Annotated in this window: 16 protein-coding genes and 1 pseudogene; 6 read left to right on the forward strand and 11 right to left on the reverse strand. The window is 36.1% G+C overall.

Annotated elements, in window-relative coordinates; translation table 11 throughout:
• Positions 1-152 precede the first annotated feature (152 nt).
• From LLA01S_RS13505 to mvaD, 5 genes and pseudogenes are all read right to left on the reverse strand, one after another.
• Positions 153-2,507, reverse strand: a pseudogene (locus tag LLA01S_RS13505) (carbon starvation CstA family protein).
• 250 nt (positions 2,508-2,757) lie between these two features.
• The gene (locus LLA01S_RS01695) at positions 2,758-3,378 is read right to left on the reverse strand and encodes a superoxide dismutase (protein ID WP_011675482.1); all 621 of its coding nucleotides are present in this window, start codon (positions 3,376-3,378) and stop codon (positions 2,758-2,760) included.
• A 153-nt stretch (positions 3,379-3,531) separates the two neighbouring features.
• The gene (gene fni, locus LLA01S_RS01700; protein ID WP_061777752.1) at positions 3,532-4,578 is read right to left on the reverse strand and encodes a type 2 isopentenyl-diphosphate Delta-isomerase; all 1,047 of its coding nucleotides are present in this window, start codon (positions 4,576-4,578) and stop codon (positions 3,532-3,534) included.
• Positions 4,579-4,703: 125 nt separating this feature from the next.
• On the reverse strand, positions 4,704-5,693 hold the full coding sequence (locus tag LLA01S_RS01705; RefSeq protein WP_061777742.1) for a mevalonate kinase family protein: 990 nt from the start codon (positions 5,691-5,693) through the stop codon (positions 4,704-4,706).
• The gene (gene mvaD / locus LLA01S_RS01710; protein ID WP_061777743.1) at positions 5,680-6,636 is read right to left on the reverse strand and encodes a diphosphomevalonate decarboxylase; all 957 of its coding nucleotides are present in this window, start codon (positions 6,634-6,636) and stop codon (positions 5,680-5,682) included. The genes LLA01S_RS01705 and mvaD overlap by 14 nt, the downstream gene beginning before the upstream one ends.
• A 309-nt stretch (positions 6,637-6,945) precedes the next feature.
• Between mvaD and mvk the strand changes: the two genes are divergently transcribed.
• Complete coding sequence (mvk, locus tag LLA01S_RS01715) at positions 6,946-7,878, forward strand: mevalonate kinase (RefSeq protein WP_014572053.1); 933 nt, start codon at positions 6,946-6,948, stop codon at positions 7,876-7,878.
• Positions 7,879-8,008: 130 nt separating this feature from the next.
• On the opposite strand, the gene LLA01S_RS01720 is transcribed toward mvk, so the two are convergent.
• Positions 8,009-8,509 carry a MarR family winged helix-turn-helix transcriptional regulator gene (locus tag LLA01S_RS01720; RefSeq protein WP_015082048.1) on the reverse strand — a complete coding sequence of 167 codons (501 nt, stop codon included), beginning with the start codon at positions 8,507-8,509 and terminating at the stop codon, positions 8,009-8,011.
• A gap of 131 nt (positions 8,510-8,640) precedes the next feature.
• Here LLA01S_RS01720 and LLA01S_RS01725 point away from each other — a divergent pair, with 131 nt between their 5' ends.
• The 3 genes from LLA01S_RS01725 to LLA01S_RS01735 all read left to right on the forward strand — a co-directional run bounded on the left by LLA01S_RS01725 (position 8,641) and on the right by LLA01S_RS01735 (position 10,658).
• Positions 8,641-9,570: an ATP-binding cassette domain-containing protein gene (locus LLA01S_RS01725; RefSeq protein ID WP_061777744.1), complete on the forward strand. Its 930-nt coding sequence runs from the start codon at positions 8,641-8,643 to the stop codon at positions 9,568-9,570.
• Between the two features lie 12 nt (positions 9,571-9,582).
• Positions 9,583-10,392 (forward strand): ABC transporter permease, encoded by an 810-nt coding sequence (locus LLA01S_RS01730; protein WP_061777745.1) that lies wholly within the window; start codon positions 9,583-9,585, stop codon positions 10,390-10,392.
• Between the two features lie 74 nt (positions 10,393-10,466).
• Complete coding sequence (locus LLA01S_RS01735) at positions 10,467-10,658, forward strand: hypothetical protein (RefSeq protein ID WP_011675474.1); 192 nt, start codon at positions 10,467-10,469, stop codon at positions 10,656-10,658.
• A 77-nt stretch (positions 10,659-10,735) separates the two neighbouring features.
• Here LLA01S_RS01735 and rsmI read toward each other — a convergent pair whose 3' ends face one another.
• From rsmI to tmk, 5 genes are all read right to left on the reverse strand, one after another.
• Positions 10,736-11,611 (reverse strand): 16S rRNA (cytidine(1402)-2'-O)-methyltransferase, encoded by an 876-nt coding sequence (gene rsmI, locus LLA01S_RS01740; protein WP_011834466.1) that lies wholly within the window; start codon positions 11,609-11,611, stop codon positions 10,736-10,738.
• Positions 11,611-11,937: a DNA replication initiation control protein YabA gene (gene yabA / locus LLA01S_RS01745; RefSeq protein WP_011675472.1), complete on the reverse strand. Its 327-nt coding sequence runs from the start codon at positions 11,935-11,937 to the stop codon at positions 11,611-11,613. The genes rsmI and yabA overlap by 1 nt, the downstream gene beginning before the upstream one ends.
• Positions 11,930-12,712, reverse strand: coding sequence for a PSP1 domain-containing protein (gene ricT, locus LLA01S_RS01750; RefSeq protein ID WP_011834464.1), 783 nt, complete (start codon positions 12,710-12,712; stop codon positions 11,930-11,932). The genes yabA and ricT overlap by 8 nt, the downstream gene beginning before the upstream one ends.
• Positions 12,713-12,761: 49 nt before the next feature.
• Positions 12,762-13,622, reverse strand: coding sequence for a DNA polymerase III subunit delta' (locus LLA01S_RS01755; RefSeq protein ID WP_061777746.1), 861 nt, complete (start codon positions 13,620-13,622; stop codon positions 12,762-12,764).
• Positions 13,623-13,754: 132 nt separating this feature from the next.
• Entirely contained in the window at positions 13,755-14,390 is a 636-nt protein-coding gene (tmk, locus tag LLA01S_RS01760) for a dTMP kinase (protein ID WP_015082045.1), read from the reverse strand.
• Between the two features lie 177 nt (positions 14,391-14,567).
• Here tmk and yycF point away from each other — a divergent pair, with 177 nt between their 5' ends.
• Together yycF and LLA01S_RS01770 are read left to right on the forward strand one after the other, a co-directional pair.
• Positions 14,568-15,269, forward strand: a complete 702-nt coding sequence (yycF, locus tag LLA01S_RS01765) for a response regulator YycF (RefSeq protein ID WP_003131580.1) — start codon at positions 14,568-14,570, stop codon at positions 15,267-15,269.
• Positions 15,262-16,689: a sensor histidine kinase gene (locus tag LLA01S_RS01770; protein ID WP_061777747.1), complete on the forward strand. Its 1,428-nt coding sequence runs from the start codon at positions 15,262-15,264 to the stop codon at positions 16,687-16,689. Before yycF ends, LLA01S_RS01770 begins: the two co-directional genes overlap by 8 nt.
• Positions 16,690-16,837 lie beyond the last annotated feature (148 nt).

A 16,837-nucleotide genomic window follows, 5' to 3' on the forward strand; every position in this document is an offset into this window, starting at 1 on the left:
GTGTGTGGTCAGATTGTGGCTAAGTAAATTATCAACTTTGCTGATGATTCTATCCACACTTGTATCGATTGAAATAATCAAAGCATCAGATGATCCATAAAAAAGCTACTGACAGAAATTTCTATCAGTAACTTTTCATTTTCTATTCATCATTAATTTTTAACTTTGCTTTTTAAAACCTTATGTTCAAGATGACTTGGCCAGAAACTTGAAGTTTCAAAAAGGTTGGACTCTTCAAAAGCTTCTTCTGAGCTGAACTTATCACCGACTTTATTGGTTTGCAAAATCTTGACAACTTTAACGGCACAAATTGCTAATAATATGGCCACGCAAAGCAAGAAAATTACTGACAGAATTCCTTGAATCATCGTATTTCGCATGGTTGCTTGCGCATTGGTTAATAATAAACCTGTCAATTTTCCTGAATCTACTTGACTTTTCGCTGCTGAATAAGAAGCAAAATACCCAATATTTACATCCGTAGAAAAGATTTTTTGTCAGCTGGCAGCAAAGGTCACACAAACATCCCAGACCAATGGAATGGCAGGAATCCAAACCCATTTGAGATAACCTTTACGAATAACCATGACACAGACAATGGCTAGAGCCACAGCTGCAATCAGCTGATTAGAAATCCCAAAGAGCGGATACATGATTTTTATTCCACCATTGGGGTCAGAAACGCCCATCAAAAGTAAAGCTCCCCAAACACCAACAATGACCGCAGTTGTCACGATTTTACTTGGTAGCCAATCATCATCCCCCAACCGTCCTAATTTTTTGAAGCCTCGAAGCGCATCATTGAGTAGATAACGAGTGGACTTAGTTGCGGCTGAAACGGCCGACAGGATAAAGAGAGCCTCAAACATAATGGCAAAATGATACCAGAAGCCCATCATATTTGTCCCACCAATAACTGGCACCTTATGTAGAATGTTTGACATTGAAACAGCCAGCGTTGGTGCCCCACCAGTCCGTGAAACAATCGATTTTTCGCCAACATCTTTTGCAACTTGTTGGAGCGCTTTTTCGCCAGTCGTTCCTTCCCAATCAATACTGAGTTTTGAGCCATCTGGCATCATCGCAACATTGGGAATGGCTTTAGAAGCATTATATTCGGCACTTTTATCTGCTTGATAACTTGAAGCTGCTAGTTTTTGAATACTGGCTTGGGGGGTGTTCATTGAATAATAAATCCCCGGATTAAGAGAAATCGCAGCGACTAAAGCCATAATGGCAACAAATGACTCAAATAACATCCCGCCATAACCAATCATGCGCGTTTGCGATTCTTTGGCAATCAAACGGGGCGTCGTCCCAGAAGACATCATGACGTGAAAGCCTGACAAGGCCCCACAGGCAATCGTGACGAATAAAAATGGAAAGAGTGAACCAGCAAAAGCAGGACCATCTGTATTATGTGCGAAATTTGTCAAAGCTGGAATCGTGACATCAGGACGCACACCAACGACTGCTATTGCTAAAATAGCAATTGTACCAATTTTCATAAACATGGATAAGTAATCACGTGGTGTAAGTAAAATCCAAGCGGGAATAATCGCCGCAATAAAAGTATATCCCATGACCCACCATACCAAAGCCGTTGGCGAAAGCATGAAAATATGAGCAAATGAAGATTCTGAAACCCAACGACCACCAAAAATAGCCACTAAAAGTAAAATAAAACCAATTGCTGAAATTTCATTAACATGACCTGGACGGATGTATTTTAGATAAATCCCCATTAGTAAAGCAATTGGAATCGTCATTCCAATCGAAAAGACTGCCCAAGCAGAATTTGCCATTGCCGTCACACAAATCAGCGCTAAAACAGCAAGAACAATCATGGTCATGATAAAAACAATAAATGATGTCAAGCCACCAGCAAATCTACCTACTTCATCATGAGCCATTGCCCCAATTGATTTTGCACGACGACGATGAGAATACCAGAGAACAAGCATATCTTGTACCCCACCAGCAAAAATAACCCCAAAAATAATCCAAATTGTCCCTGGTAAGTAACCCATCTGTGCCGCTAAAACTGGTCCAACCAAAGGCCCAGCTCCAGCGATTGATGCAAAATGGTGTCCGAATAAAACCACTCGATTGGTTGGGTCGAATTATTTTCCGTCATTATGAGCTTCTGACGGTGTTGCTCGCAAGTCATTAGGACGCATGATTTTGCGTTGAATATATAAAGCATAGAAACGATAACCAATTAAATAAGAACAAACAGCTGCAATAACAAACCAAATCGCATTAATCGTTTCCCCTTGAGCTAGCGCAATTAATGACCAAGCAAGACCACCCAGTAAAGCAACAGCCACCCAAATAATAATTGATAATAAGCTAGGTTTTGGCAGATGTTCTTTCCAGTCTTTCATGGTTTCTTGAAAATTTGCCTGCTTTAAATCCTTGATTCCGACAATTTTTCCTTCTTTATTGCGTAACAAAAACAGCTCTTCTTCATCAGTAAAGTTTGAAGAGTTTCCATCATCTTTCATAATCCTTTATTCCTATACATCTTTTGATGTATTTACCTTTCTTATTTTTTAAAAACGAAATGTAACCGATTACAATAATATTTTAGCACTATTTAATCAAAAAGATAAGCATTTATGTTTAAAAAAATCTCTTTAAAACATCTTTTTGTAAAATACAAGATGAATTTTACACAGAAAATTCTTTTCATTTTCTAATTCTTCTGTAAAATAAAAAGACTCTCCCAAAAAGGAGAGTCTTTCATTGATTATTTTATTTTGCCTTAGCGTAAAGTTCATTGACTTTATCCCAGTTTACAAGGTTAAAGAATGCTTCAATGTAGTCAGGACGTACATTGTGATATTTAAGGTAGTAAGCATGTTCCCAAACATCAAGTCCCAAAACTGGTGTCAATCCTTCAGAAATTGGATTATCTTGATTTGCAGTTGATACAACTTTCAATTTGCCAGCTTCATCAACAACTAACCAAGCCCAGCCTGAACCAAAACGGCCTGTGGCAGCAGCTTTGAATTCTGTTTTGAAAGTTTCAAAACTACCAAATTCTTTTGCAATTGCATCGCCAATTTCACCGTCAGCATGGTTTTCAGAACCATCAGTATTTGGACGAAGCCAAAGCCAGAATTGACTATGATTCAAATGACCACCACCGTTGTTACGAACAGCTGTACGAATGTCTTCTGGGATTGCTGACAAATCAGTCAATAATTCTTCGAGGTTAAGGTCATCAAGTTCATTGTGTTTTTCAATTGCTGCATTAAGATTATTCACATAAGTTTGATGATGTTTTCCATGATGCAAACGCATTGTTGCTTCATCAAAGAAAGGTTCAAGCGCATTTGGCGCATATGGAAGTTCAGGTAATGTAAATGCCATAGTAATTCTCCTTTTAAGATGTGAATCCATTTTGAAGTCTTAATACTTGGGTATTTTGACCAGATTGAGAATGGAATTCAGTTAGATTATTTTTTAATTCTATTCTCATTATAGTCGTTTTTGAAATCATTGCCAAATGATTTGATTTATAATTTATTTTTTTCTTTGTTGGATAAAATCGAGCATTTTCGCTGAATAAAGTAGATCTACATTGTGGGATTCTGCTATGTTTTTTGAACCTGTCAGAACAAATAATTTATTCAAATCTTGCTTCCATTGCTCAAGAATTTCTTCTACCTTTTCAGGACCTGTTTGCATGAGATTTTTCAAAATAAAACCCGCTGAACTTGCCAAATCGGCACCTAAAATCAAAGATTTAAAAATATCTTGAGCAGAGGAAATTCCCCCAGTAGCAACTAAGCTTTTGGTATTCTCTGCCGTTTTAGCCTCCAGCAGGCTTTCAAGAGTTGAAAAACCAAAATCGTCCAAATCAAAACCATTTTTGCTCCGTTTACGCTCAATCCAAGCAAAATTAGTTCCGCCAGCTCCACCAACATTTATTCCCGAAACAGCTGTTTTTGCGAGTTCTTTAAAGGTCTTTTGGGAAATGCCAAAGCCAACTTCTTTGACAATGACTGGTACTTCTAGTTGACTTGCAATTTCATTAATGTTTTCTAACCAATAAAATTCACGGTCTCCTTCATCCATTGACAACTCTTGGGCCGTATTGACATGGATTTCTAAAGCATTGGCCTCAATCATCTCTACCGCTCGCTTAGCATTCTCTAAAGAATGTCCAGCTCCAAGATTGGCAAAGAGAAAACCAGAAGAATGAATTTTACGAACCTCTTTAAAGCCTGCGGCTAATTCTGGAAATTTCAGGGCAATGGATTGTGAACCAACTGCCATGGCTAGATGCTGATTTTTCGCGATTTCGGCCAAAGTCTGATTAATTTTATCTGCACGCTCGCCTCCACCAGTCATCGCTTCGATATAAAAAGGAAATTCAAAATCCTGACCAAAAACTTTTGACGAAAGCTCTACTTTTTCAGTTGAAAGTTCTGGTAATGTATTAGGAATGATTCGGACATCAGAAAAAGTCAGGCCCAAAGTCTGATTTCTTTCTTCTTTCCAATATTTGTATGCTAATGATAGGTGTTCGTCTTTACGATGTTGATGGATTTCTTTTTCACTTTTCATCATTTATTTCTCAATTCATTAAGTGTAAAACCTAGTCTTTTAAAAACAGGAAAAGTAAGAAAAATCAAGCTCGTACAGGCTTAAATCTATCTTTGTTTTCTTTTTTAGTTTTTAGCAGGTTAAACTCAGTTATTTTTTTGAGCAATCTTAAACTCTTCAAGATTGATTCCATATTCGTATAATTTTTTTTGAACCTCAGCAATAGCCATTGAATTTTGAGCAAACAAAATAAGGTTCTCCCCAAATCCAGCACCAGAGATTTTAGCGGCAAGCTCTGGATAGCTATTGAGCAAGTTTAATGCAAGAGCTAGTACTTTAGTCATATAGCCTTCTGGAATATTTTCCAAAAGTAAAAGTTGATTTTCTGATAATTTTTCTTTGAATAAGCTAAAATCTTGAATGTCAATCGCTGTTGCCATTTCGATAACTAACTCATTTGAAGTTTGATAAAATTCATCAGAGAGTTTGATTTTGATTTTTTCAGCAGTTTTGGCTGCTTTTCCCGTTTGAACAACATAGGTTTTCCAAGGAATCTCAAGAGGAAGGATACGGTTATGATTCTGATAGAAAACTGAACCACCATACATAATAGCCGCAATATCCCCCATTGAACCTGAACCTTGCACTTCAAAATGGGTCTTTGCTGCAATTTCAAACCGTTTTTCAAGGGAAAGTTGTAAATCAAAAAATTGGTTAACCGCATTGACTACGCCACAAACAACTGATGCACTTGAGCCATAGCCTTTTTTATTTTCCCCAAAGCCTAAATCACTCCGAATTTCAAGGCATATTTCTACTGACAGCTCAGAAATTTTACTGACAGACTCTTTTTTAGAACTGTCAGCAGCTGACAAAGTATTTTTTAAGGCTGTCAGCGCAAAATTCCAAGGACTTTCTTTATCAAATTCAATTTTGCTCAATGAGAATTCAAAATCAGCAAGTCCAACATTTGTTTTGAGAATCGATTTGTCACTCGCTCTTGAAATACTCATTTCAAAATTTGTTTCAATTGTCGTAATGAGGGCGAGATTTCCTTCTTTTGTGACCGCATATTCACCAGCAAAAAAAAGTTTCCCCGGTATCTTTGTCTTAATTTTCTTATCAGAGATACTCATAAGCGCCTCCAGCACGTGCAATATCAAAAGTTAATTCTGGAAACTCTGCTTTTAACTTGATTAACAAGATTTTTTCTGTCGCATGGTCAGTAATAATTTTTACATTTGGTCCAGCATCAATGGTCACAAAGGCGAGTAAGCCCGCTTTATAACATTCTTTTGTAAAGTCTACAACACGTTGCGTTTCAGAGGTAAAATAGTCAAATGGTTCAAGACATAGACGATTTTGTTCATGCATGCCAAGAGTATTATCTTGAGCAATTAGACCCACTTTTTCAATATCAGCTTGAAGAATTGCTTGTTTCATTTCTGCAAGTTGAATTGCTGATTTTTCGACCCAAGCACCATAAGTTGGCGCTGTTTGAGCCAATTGCATTCCTTTTGTTGATGACATTTTTTTCTTTTCGGAAGAAATTTCGGCAACAATCATTGAAAGCCCAATGTCTTTATTGTAAAAAGATTCGGCAAAGGAAGACTGATGATTCTCCCCTTTATTCCAAACAGCAAAATTTCCAAAAATTGAACGAGAAGCGGAACCCGAACCCCGTCTGGCAATCCGTGACATTTCGGAATCATCTTTTTCTAAGTCTAAAAGTCCAAACATAGCAGCTGTAAGTGCAGCAAAACTTGAAGCACTTGACGCTAATCCAGCCGCTGTTGGAACATGATTTTCTGATTGAATCATTACCTTAGGGAAATTTCCATATTGTCCACGCATCATTTCCAAAAATTTGCTGACACGACTGCTATCTTCCATCGCTGAATTTAAGATTAATGAGTCAGACTCATTGTCAGTAAATTCAACCGAGGTTGTTGTATAAAATGGCTCCAAGGTCATTGACAAAGAAGATGTCGTCGGGATATTTAGAGCAATATCCGTTTTTCCCCAATATTTAATCAAGGCGATATTCGTATGCGCCCGTGCAGTAACAATATTTTTCATGAAACTATTATATCAAAAAAAACAATTCTTTCTTATCTCTTATCATTTTCAAAGATAATTTTCTGTCTAAAAAATACTTATTTTTATCATAAATCATAATTTAAAAGTCAAAATAGAAATAAAAGCTTGATTTTCAAGAAGAAATTTTATAAAATTGTCAGGTACGTTTTTGTATTCAAAATGTATGATATTGGAAGAAAGTCTATCGAGTATTTTTGCCTCAATCTGACTTAATTTAACCAAAAATATGCTAATTTACAGTTTACATTTATCAAATGACAAACTAATCTAGCAGGAGAATTATTAAAAATGACTATCAATAAAATGGGGACGGGAATTGCCCATTCCAAACTAATCTTAATTGGAGAACATTCCGTTGTATATGGTCAGCCAGCAATTGCCTTACCTGTAACAATTCTTAAAACTACAGTGACAATTACTTCATCAAAATATGGCCAATACATTGAAAATAATGAATTTCGTCGAAGACTTGATTTAATGGGAGATGAATTTGAAGGAATTCGCCAACTCATCATGCGTTTACTCGCTAAATTTCATTCTTCAAAAATGCCTTTTTCTTTAGAAATTGATTCAAACATTCCTCAAGGACGTGGTTTAGGTGCCTCTGCTTCTTTGGCAACAGCCATCATCAGAGCCTTTTATGATTTCTTTGATGCTGAACTTCCACAAAAAGACTTACTTTTTTATGCCAATTTTTCTGAAAATATTACCCATGGTAAATCTTCTGGAATTGATGTTGCGACAGTTAATTCTGAGCACCCTTTGTGGTTTATTAAAGATAGCACAATTGAACCCTTTGAACTAAATCTCCATGGTTTTATCGTCATTGGAGATACTGGTGTGCACGGCTTTACTAGTCAAGCCATCAATATTGTTCGGGAAAAACTTGTTGAGGAAAACGAAAAAACTCAAAACTCAATTAATGACCTCGGGCAATTAGCCACAGACTCAAAAGCCTTTTTAATGACCGATAAACTCAAAGAGTTTGGTCACGTCATGAATAAAGCTCATGAAAGACTTTCAGAACTCGGTGTTTCTCACCCCCGGCTAGACAATTTAGTTGATACGGCTCGAAAAAATGGAGCACTTGGTGCTAAATTGACTGGTTCTGGACTTGGTGGAGTCATGGTTGCTCTGGCTGAAAATGAAAAAGATGCGATTCGCATCAGTCAACGCCTCCTAAAAAATGGGGCTAAAAACACGTGGATTTACTCCTTTTAAGATGGTTAATCACCATCTTTTTTTATAAAGTGACACCTCCAATAATTAATCCTGTCACTTTTATAGTTGATTAATAAAAAAATCGAGATCATAAAATCTCGATTTTTTATTTTCCAAATACCAAAAACAACTAATTTCCTGCTATACGATTATATTGTTCCTTAATTCGGTCATCTTCATGACTGATTTTTTCATCTAGTTCACTTTGGAGTTTGCCAATTAATCTTGCAAATTCAATTTTTTCTTCTTCTGTAAAGCTTGTCATAATGCCTGGAACAAGTTCTGTTTGTTCTGCACTTTCTTCCAAAACAGCCTTCCCTTTTTCAGTTAGTGATATGATAAATCCACGCTTATCTTGAGCATCTTTTTGACGTGAAATAAATTGTTTCTTTTCCAATTTTTTTATCATTTCACTGGCAGACTGGGGGCGCATATCCAGTTGAGCTACCAGATTTTTTTGCGTCATCTTGCTGTTTTCCATTAGAATATTTAAAATTTGTCCCTGTCCTTGTAATCGAGAATATTCCACTGTTTGTTTTCTTGTGACACTTTTACTCTTTCTCAAATACCAAAAAAGAAGGGTAACATAACGAATAAATCCCTGACTTGTATTTTCTTTTTTCTTTGTCATAGTCTTATTTTATCACATTTTTTAGCATTTATAAAAAATATAATCAGGGTCCCATACTTTTTTCTTGACAATTTAATCAGGGAGGCTTATAATATTTTTACTAAGGTAACCTTATGAAAAAGGAGATAATAATGGCACTCGCAATTTCAACTACAAATCTTGTCAAAAACTTTGATGGTAAAAACGCAGTAAATGGTATTTCACTTGATGTCCATCAAGGAGAAATCTTTGGAATTCTTGGACCTAACGGTGCAGGGAAGACCACATTCTTAAGAATGATTGCAACATTAACAAAAGTAACATCTGGTTCTGCTTCTATCTTTGGAAACGACCTAACCAAAGACGGTGCAAAAGTTCGAAACTTTATTGGGCTGACAGGTCAATATGCTTCAGTTGATGAGGAACTGACAGGGATGGAAAACATGATTATTTTTGGTCAGTTAAATGGCCTATCCAAAAAAGAAGCCCAAAAACGCGGCCTCGAATTGCTCAAACAATTTTCACTGACAGAAGCTAAGGACAAATCCATCAGTGCTTTTTCAGGTGGAATGAGAAGAAGATTAGATTTGGCTGTTAGCCTAATCACTAAACCCCCGCTTATCTTTCTTGACGAACCAACAACAGGTCTTGACCCCAGAACACGTGGGGAAATGTGGAAGACAATTCGTGAGTTGGTCAAAGGGGGTTCAACCATCGTTCTGACTACACAATACTTGGACGAAGCTGACCAATTGGCTGACCGTATCGCCATCATTGACCATGGAAGCGTCATCGCGCAAGGCACCCCGTCAGAGCTTAAAAACATTTTGGGAGAAACCACTTTTGAGCTCTCATTGATTAAAAGCAGTCAAATTAAACAAGCCAAAGAAATGATAGAACAAAAATTCAATATTGAAGTGATTGTTCTACCAGAATTTGCAACTTTGTCAATCAAAGTAACTGACACAAAAATCATGACACAAATTCTTTTACTTTTGGAAACTGAACACATAGCCATCAATGAATTTGAAACACGTAAACCAACATTTGATGAAGTTTTTCTTGAGCTGACAGGAAAATAGGAGAAAATAAAAATGGACACAACTGTAATTAACAAAAATACTACAACGATGAAAACAATCAGTTTAAAATCTTGGTTGACAGATATTATCGTCATGGCCAAGCGTGAACTTCTCAAAGTCAAACATAGCCCAGAAAAACTATTTGATGTGACCGTCATGCCAATTATCATGATCATCGTTTTCTCCCAACTTTTTGGTGGAGCAATCATGGGAAATGTCAAAGCTTATCTCCCTCTTGTTGTTCCCGGAATTTTAATCCAAACACTTGTTATGACATCTGGCGCTGCTGGAACCCAACTTCGTGAGGATTTGGACAAGGGAGCTACAGACCGCTTCAATTCTTTGCCAATTTCACGAATTGCACCCTTAGCGGGAACGTTAATCTCGGATATTATCCGTTATATTATTGCCGCTGTCTTTGCATTAGGCACAGGTGCAGCTCTCGGTTGGCGAGCAAGCGCCGGATTTGGTTGGCTGCTTGTTGCAATTGGCCTTGCAATCGTTACAACTTGGGCGCTCAGTTGGCTCTTTGCTTTAGTTGGTGTCCTTGCCAAAAGTGCAGCAACTGTGACAACCATTTCGAGCTTTTTGACCATGTTTTTGGCCTTTTTGTCAAATGCTTATATTCCCGTCACTTCTTTACCAAAATGGCTGAAAGTCATTGCCGAAAATAATCCTGTTTCTCATTTGATTACTGCCTTTAAAGAAGTGGCATATAATGGTAATTTTGGTCATGAAGCCTGGTTGGTTCTTCTAATCAGCCTTCTGATTGTTCTCATTTTAGCACCCGTTACCGTTCTTGCTTATTCAAAGAAAAACTAAGCAGTGCTGTTATTTTGTTTCCATAAACAGAGATAAAAGTAGTATAATACAATCAGTAAATGAAAGGACAAACAATGGAAAATCAATATGAAATACTTCAATCACTCATTGAAAAAATGGAAATTGTAACCGTTGGATCTGCTGTCAGTAAAACTCACTTAAATCGTAAAGAAATCATTGATTTTGTCCGTTCACAAAAGTCATTACGAATTTTTGATGAAGAAAAGCAAAAATGGATTAATGAAAATGTTGACGGGCATTGTTAAATTTTACTGACAGAAATTATATTTAATCAAAAATACAAAAAGTTACTGACAAGAATTCTGTCAGTAACTTTTTATTATTATAAATCATGAAATTCTGCATATAAATCTTGGCGATTTAAGCCTCGTTCTTTAGCAATTTCTTTAATGGCGACATTCGGTTTTACATTTTGCGCCACTAAATTTTTGACAGCTTCCAGTGCTGTCAGCTCTGGCTCCTGAATTTCTTGAACTAATTCGTCCGCTCCCGAAACAATAATTAAACATTCTCCCTTAATGGGTTGCTCAACTAAAGAATTCAAAACCTCAGAAATTTTTCCTCGGCGATATTCTTCATAAATCTTGGTCAACTCACGAACAAGCACCACTTCTCTATCCCCATAGATTTCTTGCATATTGGATAAAGTATCAGCAACTCTAAATGGACTCTCATAGAAAATTTGTGTTTCAGGGTAAGCAAGTTTTGTTTTCAGAAATTTTTGTTGTTCTCCTTTTTTACGAGGAAGAAAACCATAAAAAATATGAGGCTGAGGCACTAAGCCTGAAGCTATCAAAGCAGTAATTCCCGCTGAAGCTCCCGGCAGCGCAACGACATCAATTTCTTCTTTAATTGCAGCTAAAACCAAGTCATGTCCAGGGTCAGAAATTGATGGCATTCCTGCATCAGAAACCTGTGCAATGGATTGACCTGATTTTAAAAAGTCAATCAATTTTGGAATTTTTTCTTGCGAATTATGCTCATGAAATGATTCTTGGGGCACTTTTATTTCAAAATGATTCAAAAGTCGTAAAGTGTTTCTAGTATCTTCTGAACAAATCAAATCCACTGTTTTTAAAGTTTCCAGTGAGCGCAAAGTCATATCCTGCATATTCCCAATGGGGGTCGGCACCAAGTAGAGACTTCCAGCGGTTTTCACTCCTTTGAATGACCGTTGAATATTAAATTTATTTTCCATTAGCGATATAAAAGCTCCAAACAATCTAAGCAAGATTCCCCTTCAGCCAACCGTTCAGCATAATGTAAATGACAAACATGAAATCCTTCATTAAAAATTTGAATGAGATTAGGGTTGGGTTGATCTTTGGGCGTTTCTTTTTTAACTTCTTTCTTTTCAAATTCAGCAAGTCGATCACGCAATTTTTCCAACTCCATGCGTAAAGTTGCATTTTCAGTCATTGATGCTTCAAGCACTTGGCGAATTCCCGAAATTTGCGTTAATGTGGTATTTAATGTATTTTCAAGCTCGCCCAATTGGTCAAAAACATCATATTTATCAGCCATGATTCACCTCAATCTCTGCAAGTTCAAAATCCTTGCTATATTCTCCAAAGCGTATTTTCACTCTATTTTTTAAAACATTTAAGCCAACAACTTTTCCTTTTCCTTCTGAGGTGGTTACAAATTCACCAAAATCTGGAAAAAGTTGTTGGGCTTCTTTATAAAAACTATCTTCATAAGTTAAACAACACATTAAACGACCACAAAGTCCATTCAATTTATTTTGTTTCAAAGATAAATTTTGATTTTTGGCCATTTTGATAGAAACATTCGGAAACTCGTAAACAAATTCCGAACAGCATAAAGGACGTCCGCACGGTCCGAGTCCGCCATGAATTTTCGCCGCGTCTCTTGGCCCAATTTGTCGAAGTTCAATTCGAATCCGAAAAGTCGTTGCTAATTCACGGAGCAGTAGCCGAAAATCAACTCGATTTTCAGCGGTAAAAGAGATAAAGAGTTGCATTTGATCGAAAGTGTAAGCCACATCAATAATTTTCATCTCAAGTTCTTGTTCCACAACGAGTTGTCGAACCTTATCTTTTGCCTTTTTTGAAAGTTCTTCAAGTTTTAAGATTACTTCTAAATCTTCATCAGTGACTTCCCGTTCAATTGTATGATGAGTTTCAAGATTGGCATCATCAGAAAAACTACGAATAATCTTCCCGTAAAAAGTTCCTTTTTCTGAACGAATGATGACTTCTGATTGTGGGACTAATTCTGCCTCACTTGTTGCAAATATATTAGATTCACCATGCGCAAATTTTATTTCATAAATCATTTTATTCTCCTGATATAAGATTTCTGATTAAAGGGTTGCTGTCCAAGTTTTACAGAACAATAAAAGTTAAACTTGACTCAAATCGAACATTACTTTTCCACATTTTAATTGCCTGAAAGGTTTTTAGAAGTTCTTGACTCATTCTTTCTTGATTAAATAGTTGCAATAAAAGTTCAAAAGCTTGATTTTGCTTTTCTTTATCATCAAAAATTTCAACCAAATCTTTCAAGTATAAAAAGGCCTCGTCTGCTGATTTTTTTAGAAGTTTAACAAAATGTTGAATTCTCTGAAGTCCTTCATTGAACCAACTTTGTTGGGCCAACTCTAAGGCTCTGTCAGTAGAATTACAAATTTCAGCTAGGAGTTCTGCTTGCGTTTTTAAAATTCCATTTTTTTCAAGAAAATCTTGTAAAAATTGAACGTTTTTCCGGAAATTAATAATCTGTGTCCGTGATTTTATCGTTTGCAAAATCATGTTCTCATTATCTGTCAGTAAAAAAACAACAATTTCTGTCTCAGGTTCTTCAATAGATTTCAATAGAGCATTTGCCGCATTAGGATGCATTTTTTCTGCTTCCCTAAATAACAAAACTTGCTGCTTTCCTTCATAACCAGATTCACTAAAAACCTGTGTAAAATCACGAATTTGTGCTGTTTTTATCGTCTGTCCATCTGGTTCAACAATGTGCAAATCGGCAAATTCCTGTTGAGCAACCAGACGACAAGAACGACAATGCCCACAAGGAAGAGAATTCTCAGGATTCTCACAAAACAGGGCTTGGCTCAACCAAATTGCTAATTCAAAAGAACCAAATCCACCTGAAAATAAATAAGCATGGCTTAATTTTCCATGTTGCAAAATTGTTGAAAATTGCTTATAAAGTTGAGGCTGAATATCTACTATTTCCACAAGAAGCCTTTCTAAATATTTACCAAATCTATTTTAAATAACAAAATAAAAAAATTTTTTTGACATCTACGTATTTTTTTATTTTGTCAATATTTATCAATTTATTAAATTTGCTGACAGATTAAGGTGTCTTTAAAATTCACTGACAAATCTTTTTTTCAGAACTTCAAGTGTATCAGCTACAACCTTTTCCAAAGATTGACTCGCATCTATTTTTACAAAACGCTCAGGTTCTTTTGCAACAATTTCCAAATAACCCTCTCGAACTTTTCGATGCATCTCAGCTCTTTCTAAGTCTAGGCGATTGACCTCATCCGCTCGATTTTTCATAATCCGTTCAAGTGCAACATCTGTATCAATATCAAAATATAAAGTCAAATCAGGTTTTAAACCATCTGTTGCAAAATAATTAAGCCAATCCACCACTTCAACACCCAAATCACGGCCATAACCCTGATAAGCGACAGAGGAGTCAATAAATCGGTCAACAATGACAACCTTACCTGCTCGTAAAGCTGGCAACATTTTTTCTTGCATATGTAAACGGCGCGCCGCCGCAAAAAGCATCAATTCTGTTTTTGAATCAATCTCTGTATTCTTTGGATCGAGAATAATTTGACGAATTTCTTCAGCCACTCGAACCCCACCTGGTTCTCGAGTTGGGACAACTTCACGCTTCATTTTTTGGATTTCAGGCAAAATTTCTTGCAAAACTGTTGTTTTTCCTGCTCCATCAGGTCCCTCTAGGGAAATTAAAATTCCATTCATAGCCTCTATTATATCAAAAAATCAAACTTTTTATCTTTTTTCTGAAAATATAGGGGTCACTTTTTGCGTAATTTTACTAAAAATTGTATAATATAACTGAAACAGATTACTTGGTTTGTTAAATCAAATAAATCCAAGTAATATTCAATAAAAAAATTTCTACTTGAAAGGACAACTATGAAAAAAATTCTTGTTGTTGATGATGAAAAACCAATCTCAGATATCGTAAAATTTAATTTAACCAAAGAAGGTTTTGAAGTATTTACAGCTTTCGATGGCGAAGAAGCCCTTGAAGCTTTTAAAGAAGTACAACCTGACCTTATTTTACTTGATTTGATGTTACCAAAACTTGACGGTCTTGATGTTGCACGTGAAATCCGTAAAACCTCTGACACTCCTATTATCATGGTGTCAGCTAAAGATAGCGAGTTTGATAAAGTTATTGGACTTGAACTTGGTGCAGATGACTATGTCACTAAACCATTTTCAAATCGCGAACTTTTAGCTCGTATTAAAGCAAACTTGCGTCGTATCAATGTCGCACCTGCTGAATCTACTGATAATGTTAAGAAAGAATTGATTATCGGAAATCTCCGTATCAATCCAGCACATTATGCTGCTTACAAAAATGATAAACAACTTGACCTCACACACCGTGAGTTTGAATTACTTTATTATCTTGCTCAACACCTCGGCGAAGTTATCACTCGTGAAAATCTTTTGGAAACAGTTTGGGGCTATGATTACTTTGGTGATGTGCGTACAGTTGACGTTACAGTCCGCCGCTTGCGTGAAAAAGTTGAAGATACACCAAGCCGTCCACAATACGTTTCAACACGCCGCGGGGTTGGCTATTACATGAGCAACCCACATGATTAAATTTTTTAATTCAATGATTTTTAAAGGAGTAGTTGCCCACCTACTTCTTTTTGTCATTCTTTTCATGAGCAATTTCGATTATAATCTCATTCATCTTAGTACTTTTATTGGTTATTATTTATTTTCACTCGTTTTTGTTCTGGTTTTTCTCAATCAGCAACATCGAATGATTGTGAATGTTTCTAAACAAATGAACGATATAAAAAACGGTTATTTGAATAGAGATAAAATTCCAAAAGGGACAAGTGAAATCAATGAATTATATGAAGAAATTTTGAAGCTTGGTGAGGACATTGTTCGGACTCAAAATAATCTTGAAAATCAACGCAATCAATTAGATAGCATTCTTGCCTACATGGTTGACGGAGTGATTGCCACAGATCGCCGTGGTAATATCATCATGGCTAATAAGTCAGCCCTCCATTACCTAAACACAAGTAATGAGCTTCTAATGGAAAAGAATATTGTTGATGTTTTGAAAATCGCAGACCAGTATAACTTTTATGATTTACTTGAAAAAGAACCTGAAATAACCATCGAAACACACGATGCTGGGAATAAATCAATTTCACTCCACATCAAATTTGCACTCTTTCGTCGTGAGTCAGGGTTCATTTCAGGAATTATTGCTGTCTTGCACGACATGACCGAACAAGATAAAGCAGAACGTGAACGTCGTCTTTTTGTTTCTAACGTCTCGCATGAATTAAGAACTCCTCTTACTTCCGTCAAGGCCTATCTTGAAGCATTAGAAGATGGCGCAATTGATGATAAAGAAACAGCCTCTTCATTCATCGGTGTTTCACTAACCGAAACCAATCGGATGATTCGGATGATTTCTGATCTTTTAACATTGTCAAGAATGGACCAAGATCGAATTGTTCTTAATAAAGAAATCATTAATTTAATTGCCTTTTTAGACTATCAAATTAATCGATTAGACCAGATTTTAGAAACTGAATCAAATGATTTAATTTCATCCAATTTTACACTCGTTAGAAAGTATTCTGACAAGCCAATCTGGGTAGAAATTGATACCGATAAAATCGCCCAAGTCATTGATAATATCATTGGTAATGCCATTAAATATTCACCAAAAGGTGGTACAATTACAATTTCCATTGAAACTCGTGAACGAGATGTCTTAATTTCGATTAAAGACGAAGGAATGGGAATTCCAAAATCTGATTTACTTAAGATTTTTGACCGTTTCTATCGAGTAGATAATGCTTCAAGAAATTCAAAAGTAGGTGGAACAGGTTTAGGCTTATCTATTGTTCATGACATTGTCAAAATACATGGCGGAACAATTTTTGCAAGCTCCGAAGGCAAAGGCAAAGGAACAACTTTCAGTTTCACACTCCCATATTCTTCTGAAACTGCCGAATATTGGGATGACGCTGCTGATGATTTTGAATAAAATTATCCTTCCTAATTCAAACTACAAAAAGAGTTCACTGTCAAATCAGTGAACTCTTTTTTTGGAAAAAATCTATTATTTCTTACATAGACTTCTTCATCAAAGAAAAATTTTTTCAAGCTCAATTTTTTTCCAATAAAATAATAAG

The organism is Lactococcus cremoris subsp. cremoris NBRC 100676 (assembly GCF_001591705.1).
GTDB classification, from domain to species: domain Bacteria; phylum Bacillota; class Bacilli; order Lactobacillales; family Streptococcaceae; genus Lactococcus; species Lactococcus cremoris.

What these genes read in the sequence shown, in the direction of transcription:
- LLA01S_RS01770 (WP_061777747.1), top strand. Translation starts at nt 15,262, where the DNA reads ATGATTAAATTTTTTAATTCAATGATTTTTAAAGGAGTAGTTGCCCAC.
- LLA01S_RS01705 (WP_061777742.1), bottom strand. Translation starts at nt 5,693, where the DNA reads ATGAGTATCTCTGATAAGAAAATTAAGACAAAGATACCGGGGAAACTT.
- LLA01S_RS01720 (WP_015082048.1), bottom strand. Translation starts at nt 8,509, where the DNA reads ATGACAAAGAAAAAAGAAAATACAAGTCAGGGATTTATTCGTTATGTT.
- LLA01S_RS01725 (WP_061777744.1), top strand. Translation starts at nt 8,641, where the DNA reads ATGGCACTCGCAATTTCAACTACAAATCTTGTCAAAAACTTTGATGGT.
- tmk (WP_015082045.1), bottom strand. Translation starts at nt 14,390, where the DNA reads ATGAATGGAATTTTAATTTCCCTAGAGGGACCTGATGGAGCAGGAAAA.
- rsmI (WP_011834466.1), bottom strand. Translation starts at nt 11,611, where the DNA reads ATGGAAAATAAATTTAATATTCAACGGTCATTCAAAGGAGTGAAAACC.
- fni (WP_061777752.1), bottom strand. Translation starts at nt 4,578, where the DNA reads ATGAAAAGTGAAAAAGAAATCCATCAACATCGTAAAGACGAACACCTA.
- yabA (WP_011675472.1), bottom strand. Translation starts at nt 11,937, where the DNA reads ATGGCTGATAAATATGATGTTTTTGACCAATTGGGCGAGCTTGAAAAT.
- LLA01S_RS01695 (WP_011675482.1), bottom strand. Translation starts at nt 3,378, where the DNA reads ATGGCATTTACATTACCTGAACTTCCATATGCGCCAAATGCGCTTGAA.
- yycF (WP_003131580.1), top strand. Translation starts at nt 14,568, where the DNA reads ATGAAAAAAATTCTTGTTGTTGATGATGAAAAACCAATCTCAGATATC.
- ricT (WP_011834464.1), bottom strand. Translation starts at nt 12,712, where the DNA reads ATGATTTATGAAATAAAATTTGCGCATGGTGAATCTAATATATTTGCA.
- LLA01S_RS01735 (WP_011675474.1), top strand. Translation starts at nt 10,467, where the DNA reads ATGGAAAATCAATATGAAATACTTCAATCACTCATTGAAAAAATGGAA.
- LLA01S_RS01730 (WP_061777745.1), top strand. Translation starts at nt 9,583, where the DNA reads ATGGACACAACTGTAATTAACAAAAATACTACAACGATGAAAACAATC.
- mvaD (WP_061777743.1), bottom strand. Translation starts at nt 6,636, where the DNA reads ATGAAAAATATTGTTACTGCACGGGCGCATACGAATATCGCCTTGATT.
- mvk (WP_014572053.1), top strand. Translation starts at nt 6,946, where the DNA reads ATGACTATCAATAAAATGGGGACGGGAATTGCCCATTCCAAACTAATC.